Here is a 6,960-nt window from a genome sequence, read left to right as displayed (position 1 = left end):
CGCTAAGAATTGCTGCTGTTATTAAAAACCAGGAGAGCTATAAAAATAACTTTAATATTGCCGCTTAAAATTTGTTTTTATCATAACAATCATTTCGACTGTAGCGAAGCGAAATGGAGAAATCTATAAAAGCTATCTAGCCGTAAATTATCCACTACGGTATAAATGATAATCATGCGGGATTTTAAGGTTCTCCGGGCAACATCCCAACTTTAAAACATTAAACATTACAATATCAAAACAACAGGCTAGTCGTCATTTCGACTGTAGCGCAGCGAAATGGAGAAATCTATAAAAGCTATCTAGCCGTAAATTATCCACTACGGTATAAATGATAATCAGGCGGGATTTTAAGGTTCTCCGGGCAACATCCCAACTTTAAAACATTAAACATTACAACATCAAAACAACAGGAAAGTCGTCATTTCGACTGTAGCGCAGCGAAATGGAGAAATCTGTAAAAGCTATCAATCCGTAGATTTCTTCACCATGGTAGAAATGACAATCATGCGGGATTTTAAGGTTCTCCGGCTAACATTCCAACTTTAAAACATTCCAACATTACAACCCATCTTAACATTGCAACATTAAGACCTCTCTCAACCCATATAATCATTTTGCCTCATCAGCAATGCCCTGTATTTATTAAAAATAGCTGTTTTAGACACAAAACCTAAATATTGATTTTGTGCAGTAAGCACTGGTAAAATCCACACATTATCCTGCTCCATTTTCTCCAGTACCAGTTTCAGGTCATCATTTTCTGCAATCGTATTCGGTGCGGCCTGCACTAAATGAGAAGCCAGTAGATTTTCTTTGTCCGGATGATTGATCATCTTATTAAACAACTCTTCAATATAAATAATACCTTTAAAATCACCCAGTTCATCAGTAACTGCGCAGATATTTTTATGCGATTGCAGAATTTCATTCATCTTAACTGAAATCTGATCGTTCATCTGCAACTGCGGATAACTTTTCTCGATCAGGTATTTCAGCTTCATCTGGTTTAAAACCGTCGTGTCCTTGTCCTCGTGTGATAACAATTCTCCCTTATCGGCAAGTGCTTTAGTATAAATAGAGTGTTTTTGTGAGCTGCGGTTAATGGCGTAAGAAATTGCTGTGGTAATCATCAGCGGAACCATCAGGATATATCCTCCGGTAATTTCGGCGATAAGAAATATTCCCGTCAATGGTGCATGCATAATCGAACCTAAGGCGGCAGCCATCCCAGCTACAATAAAATTAGAAACATTCAGCTGTGCAATTCCAGAAAGGTTCACCACATAAGCAAAAATAAACCCGATTAAACCACCCATAATCAAACTTGGAGCAAATGTACCACCATTACCACCAGCTCCTAAAGTAACCAGTGTAGCGATCGATTTCATAAAAATGGTAACCACTGTAAATAAAACAACCAAAGCCGAAATCGAGCTATAATCGGCAAAAATACTGTTATTGATCACTGTATGATAATCACCTTTTAATAACCCTTTTATCGTAATATACCCCTCACCATAAAGTGTTGGAAATAAAAATACCAATGCACCGAGCATCAAACCACCTACAATTACTTTGGTATAAGGGTGTTTTATTTTATAGAACAATCCTTTAACTGCATAATTGGCTTTGGTAAAATAAATGGAAAATAAACCAATAAAACAGGCCAAAATTACATAATAGAACAAGGCGTTTACCTTCCACCCTTCTGTAACCAGAAAGAAAAGTTGTTGCGTGTAAAATAACCTGGCTACCACAGCTGCTGTTGCCGCAGATAGTAATAAAGGAATAAATGCGGGAATGGTAAACTCTGGCAATAAGATCTCGATGGCAAAAACAATCCCCGCCACCGGACTATTAAAAGCACCTGCAATACCTGCTGCCGCTCCACAAGCTACCAGCATGGTAATTTCGCGATACGATAAGCCTAACAAACGGCCAAGATTGGATCCAATTGCTGATCCGCTGGTTACAATGGGTGCCTCTAAACCGGTTGAACCGCCGAAACCAACTGTAACGGCTGCCGTGATGATTTGCGAGTAAATATTGTGTGCCTCAACCTTACTCGATTTTTTTGAAATGGCATAAAGCAGCGGCGTTAAACCCGTTTCGAATTTCGTTCTGCGGATAAAATATTTGATGTACAAGACCGTCAGAAAAATACCGATCATCGGAAAAATAAAATACAGATAATATTTGTATTTCCAGTGCCAGTCTGACTGAAGAAATTCTTCGATGTGGTGGGTTAAACTTTTTAAAACGGCTGCCGCCAATCCGGCCAAAATCCCGACAATTACGGCCAGGATAATTAAGAAATTACGGTTTGATATTTTAGATTTCCGGTATTGGTTAACCCTATCAAGGTAATTTACAAATCTGATGTACATTCTATTGTTTTTTAAATAGAGGGCGATGCCCAAAAGTAACAAAAACAAAAGGAGAAGCCAATTTAAAGGCCTCTTTTATGCATCAAATTTATCCAGTAATTTTATTAATGTTGCAAAATCTTTAGGGTATGGAGCATCGATTACAATATCCTGATCATTTAATCCTTTAAAAACCAGATGACGGGCGTGTAAAGCAAAACGTTTCATAATGGGTTGTTCCTCTTCACCTTTGGTTAATTTATAACCTCTTTTGATTGAAGAAAGAAAAACAGGTTTTCCTTTGTACATATCGTCGCCCACAATAGCCGCTCTTTGCGTAGCCAGGTGGATCCGGATCTGGTGCATTCTACCCGTAATCGGCTTACACTCTACCAAAGTATAATGTTTGTAGTATTTTAAAGAGTTGAATATCGTTTCAGCCCTTTTACCCTCAGCCCTATCGATGGTTACATTTTTATTGCCATCGTTTAAGATAGGCAGGTCGACCGTTAAATCGTCAAATATAACATGCCCATCTACCACGGCATGATAAGTTTTATTTACCTTTCTTCTTTCGAACTGCATAGAAGCGTGACGGTAACCTTCAGGGTTTTTCGCAATAATTAAAGCACCAGAAGTTTCCTTATCCAAACGGTGGCAAACCTGTGCATCATCGCTATATTGTTTGGCCAGGCGCAAAACGTTGGTTTCCCCCGATCCGCCACGTTCATCGAGCGAGGCTAAAAACGGAGGTTTATTGATTACAATAAAATCGTTGTCTTCGAAAAGAATAAGGTCTTTAAAATTAGGAAACTTCAAACTGTGTGTAATTAATGAAGCGCAAAAATACGATTTTATTTTTATTGGTTGAGGAATTAACCACAGATAAAAGGGATAAACAGATATGGAAAGAGGAAGATCGGCGATAGCATGATGGTTTTACCTTGTGTGTCGTCTTCCTGGCGCATTTTGTCATTCTGAACGCAGTGAAGAATCTCCAGGAAATAGAATGTGTTATAAAATAAAAGCAGATGAAAAAAGCAGAGGTATTTTAGCAGCAGAGCTAAAATGTAAGAGATTCTTCGTACCTCAGAATGACAGCATAAAAAAAACACAGATTAAGCATCAGAAAAAATCTGTGTTAATCTGTGTCTATCTGTGGTGAAAAATTATTTAAGAAAGCTCAAACTTATAACCCACTCCTTTTACAGTAGATACATAAGTTTCGCCTAATTTTTCCCTTAATTTACGGATGTGAACATCAATAGTCCTGTTGGTTACCACTACCGAATCTTCCCAGATATTTTTAAGGATCGATTCTCTCGTATAAACCTTTCCTGGTTTAGAAGCCAATAAGTATAATAGTTCAAATTCTTTTTTAGCCAATACCACTTTGTTCCCCCCCTGAAAAACCAGGTAAGCTTCACGGTCGATTACCAAATCTCCGATTTCAAGTTTATTTTCAGATACCTCTTCTGTTCCCGTATTTCTTCTCAAAATCGCATTAATGCGGCTCACCAAAGCGCGTGGTTTAATCGGTTTTGCAATATAATCATCGGCACCAACATTAAAACCTGCGATTTCAGAATATTCTTCACTTCTGGCGGTTAAGAAAACCATAAAAGTGTTTTTAAATTCAGGTATTGCACGCATTAAACGGCAAGCCTCAATCCCATCCATTTTAGGCATCATAATATCCAGGATAATTAAATCCGGATGAACCTTTTTCGCAACAGTAATTCCTTCCTGGCCATTGGTCGCTGTGAAAACCTGATAACCTTCTTTCTTTAGGTTATATTCAATAAGTTCCAGAATATCTGGTTCATCATCAACAATTAATATTTTCTGACCTGCGTTGTTCATAGTTAAATATTTGTTACGAAAGTAGTATCTATGATGCAATATTTAGTTAAGCCTAAGTTAAGAAATTGTTAATTACTTAAATTAGTTTAACATGGAATTTGTTTTAACGTAACGTTTTGGCTAAAAATGCTTCCAGTTCGTCGCCGCGCAGGTTTTTAGCCACAATTTTCCCAGTCGGATCAACGAGGTAAGAGGTTGGAATTGCCTGTACCTGATATTTTTTAACCGTTTCGCCATTAAAATCTTTCAATTCCGAAACATGTGTCCAGGTTAATCCGTCTGCTTTTACCGCACCTAACCACGCTGCTTTGTCAGTATCTAACGAAATACCGATAATATCGAAGTTTTTGCTTTTATATTTATTGTACACTTTAACTACATTCGGGTTCTCCTGGCGGCAAGGCTGGCACCAAGAAGCCCAGAAATCGATCAATACATATTTTCCTTTGTAATCGGATAAACTCACCGGTTTATTATCTGCTGTGTTGATGGTAAATGCCGGTGCAACCTGACCAACCTGAACGGCTTTTAATAAGGCCATTTGTTTTACAAAAGCATCAACCGTAGCATTGCCTTTAATTTCTTCTTTAACTTCATCAGCAAACTGCACCAGTTCGGCTTCAAACTCCTGCGGACTCAACGTATTCATCGCATAAAAACTTGCAAGTGTTCCTTTATTATCCTTTGCAAATTTAATAATCTGCGTATTTAGCTGATTGACATAAGATTCGTACTGAGGTTTCATCGATTCTAACACAGCAGCCCTGTTTTGTGGTTGAGTGGCTACTTTTGCTTCAAAATCTGCCTGCAATTTCTCTACCTGTTTGGCGAAGTTGTTCCTGATGGCATTCAGTTCGGATAATTTATCCACTTCATTCGCACCAGAAATTTTGTAAGCCATGGTTTTATCTGCTATATCGGCTTCAAGCTTAATGTCATCACCATTTTTTGCAATCAGCATAAATTCATGATTACCTAACGATACCCTGAAAAAATCTACAGATGGGGTTTTACGTGTAAATTTAAATTCGCCTTTTTCTGATAAATTGGTCGAATCAATTGCGATCATATTGCTGTTCTGCATGCCATATAAAAGCACTTTCTTCTCCGTTCCGGGATTTTTGAAAGTTCCATCTATGGTAAAGCTGTCTTTTGGTTTACATGCAGTGAAGGCAACCGCGATCAGCATGATCAGGCTCAATTGTTTTAGTCTCATTATTTCAGTTTTTCAAGTATTAATTCATTTAATTTTTTAGCATCGGCTTTACCCTTGGCCAGTTTCATTACATCGCCAACAAATAAACCTAAAACGCCTTTTTTACCTTTCTTGTACGCTTCTACCTGTTGTGGATATTTATTTAACACTTCATCAATAAAACTACTTAATTCATCGTCATTTTCGGAAATAAGTAGGTTTAATGATTGAGCAAGACCGGTAACATTTGCATTGCCCTGAAGTTCTAAAGCAGGTAATAGTTGCTGAACTGCAATTTGTTGCGTAATTTTTTTATCATCAACAAGATTAATGGCTTCAGCCAGTTGTGAAGGATTTACTTTAAAATCATTAATGGTAATCCCTTTTTCATTTAGAACCGCTCTGATCGGACCGATTAACCAATTGATGAGGCTTTTTTTATTCTTAACAACTGCTATTGCAGCGTTAAAATAATTTAACAGATCCAAATCTTCTGCAAAAAGGGCTGCATCGGCCTTACTGATTCCAAATTCAGCAATCATTTGTTGTGAAATTTCATTTGGCAAAGCCGGCATTAACGATTTGATCTCCGCCAACCACTCATCCGAAATATGGATCGGCTGTAAATCTGGATCAGAGAAATAACGGTAATCGTTAGCTTCTTCTTTGGTACGCATTGGAGAAGTAGTTCCTTTATCGGCATCAAAATTCAAAGTGCTCTGAATAATCCGCCCACCATTATTGGTCACTTCTACCTGACGGCCGAATTCGAAATCCATAGCCCTGCGTACGTTACGCATGGAGTTTAGGTTTTTTACTTCGCAACGGGTTCCGAATTCAGTAGTGCCCTGCGGGCGGATAGAAATATTGGCATCGCAACGCAAACTGCCTTCTTCCATGTTGCCGTCGCTTACATCTAAATGCCTTACCAGTTTCCTGATTTCGCTTAACAGCACAGAAGCTTCTTCCGAACTGCGGATATCGGGCTCGGTTACAATTTCGATTAAAGGAACCCCGGCACGGTTTAAATCAACAAGCGAAAAGTTTTCATCCTGATCGTGGATACTTTTGCCGGCATCTTCTTCCAAGTGAATTCTGTTAATACCAATCTTTTTTGTAGAACCATCTGATAATTGTACCTCTAAAAAGCCATTTACGCAGATGGGCTGATTGTCTTGTGTAATCTGATAGCCTTTTGGCAGGTCGGCATAAAAATAGTTTTTCCTGTCGAAATGGTTTACCTGATTAATCGTGCAGTTTAAAGCCAAACCGATACGAATGGCCTTTGCCACCACTTCTTTATTAAGCTTTGGTAAAGCGCCAGGCAAGGCCAGCGAAACGGTTGATATATTTTGATTAGGCAAAGCCCCGAAAGATGCACTATCAGCAGAAAATATTTTTGTATTTGTATTTAACTGAACGTGTATTTCCAGTCCTGAAACGAGTTCGAAAGTATTTTGGGGACTTTTTTCTAGTAAAGGCATTTAAAGCTCGATGTGTGTTTATAAATTTATTAGCCATAGATCGATGCAG

Annotated in this window: 5 protein-coding genes; all 5 read right to left on the bottom strand. The window is 38.2% G+C overall.

The window, feature by feature from the left end:
- Positions 1-599: 599 nt before the first annotated feature.
- Complete coding sequence (locus ABD769_RS23840; RefSeq protein WP_344853875.1) at positions 600-2,390, bottom strand: chloride channel protein; 1,791 nt, start codon at positions 2,388-2,390, stop codon at positions 600-602.
- A gap of 75 nt (positions 2,391-2,465) precedes the next feature.
- A complete protein-coding gene (locus ABD769_RS23835; RefSeq protein WP_293309063.1) occupies positions 2,466-3,188 on the bottom strand; it encodes an RluA family pseudouridine synthase in 723 nt (240 codons plus the stop codon).
- Between the two features lie 354 nt (positions 3,189-3,542).
- Positions 3,543-4,232, bottom strand: coding sequence for a response regulator transcription factor (locus tag ABD769_RS23830; RefSeq protein WP_029274338.1), 690 nt, complete (start codon positions 4,230-4,232; stop codon positions 3,543-3,545).
- A gap of 103 nt (positions 4,233-4,335) precedes the next feature.
- Positions 4,336-5,448 carry a redoxin domain-containing protein gene (locus tag ABD769_RS23825; RefSeq protein ID WP_344853874.1) on the bottom strand — a complete coding sequence of 371 codons (1,113 nt, stop codon included), beginning with the start codon at positions 5,446-5,448 and terminating at the stop codon, positions 4,336-4,338.
- Positions 5,448-6,911, bottom strand: a complete 1,464-nt coding sequence (gene gatB / locus ABD769_RS23820; protein WP_344853873.1) for an Asp-tRNA(Asn)/Glu-tRNA(Gln) amidotransferase subunit GatB — start codon at positions 6,909-6,911, stop codon at positions 5,448-5,450. The genes ABD769_RS23825 and gatB overlap by 1 nt, the downstream gene beginning before the upstream one ends.
- Positions 6,912-6,960: the final 49 nt, after the last annotated feature.

Source organism: Pedobacter jeongneungensis (assembly GCF_039538295.1).
Classification (GTDB): domain Bacteria; phylum Bacteroidota; class Bacteroidia; order Sphingobacteriales; family Sphingobacteriaceae; genus Pedobacter; species Pedobacter jeongneungensis.
The sequence above is the reverse complement of the archived record's forward strand: the minus strand, read 5'-3'. Positions and strand labels throughout refer to the sequence as shown.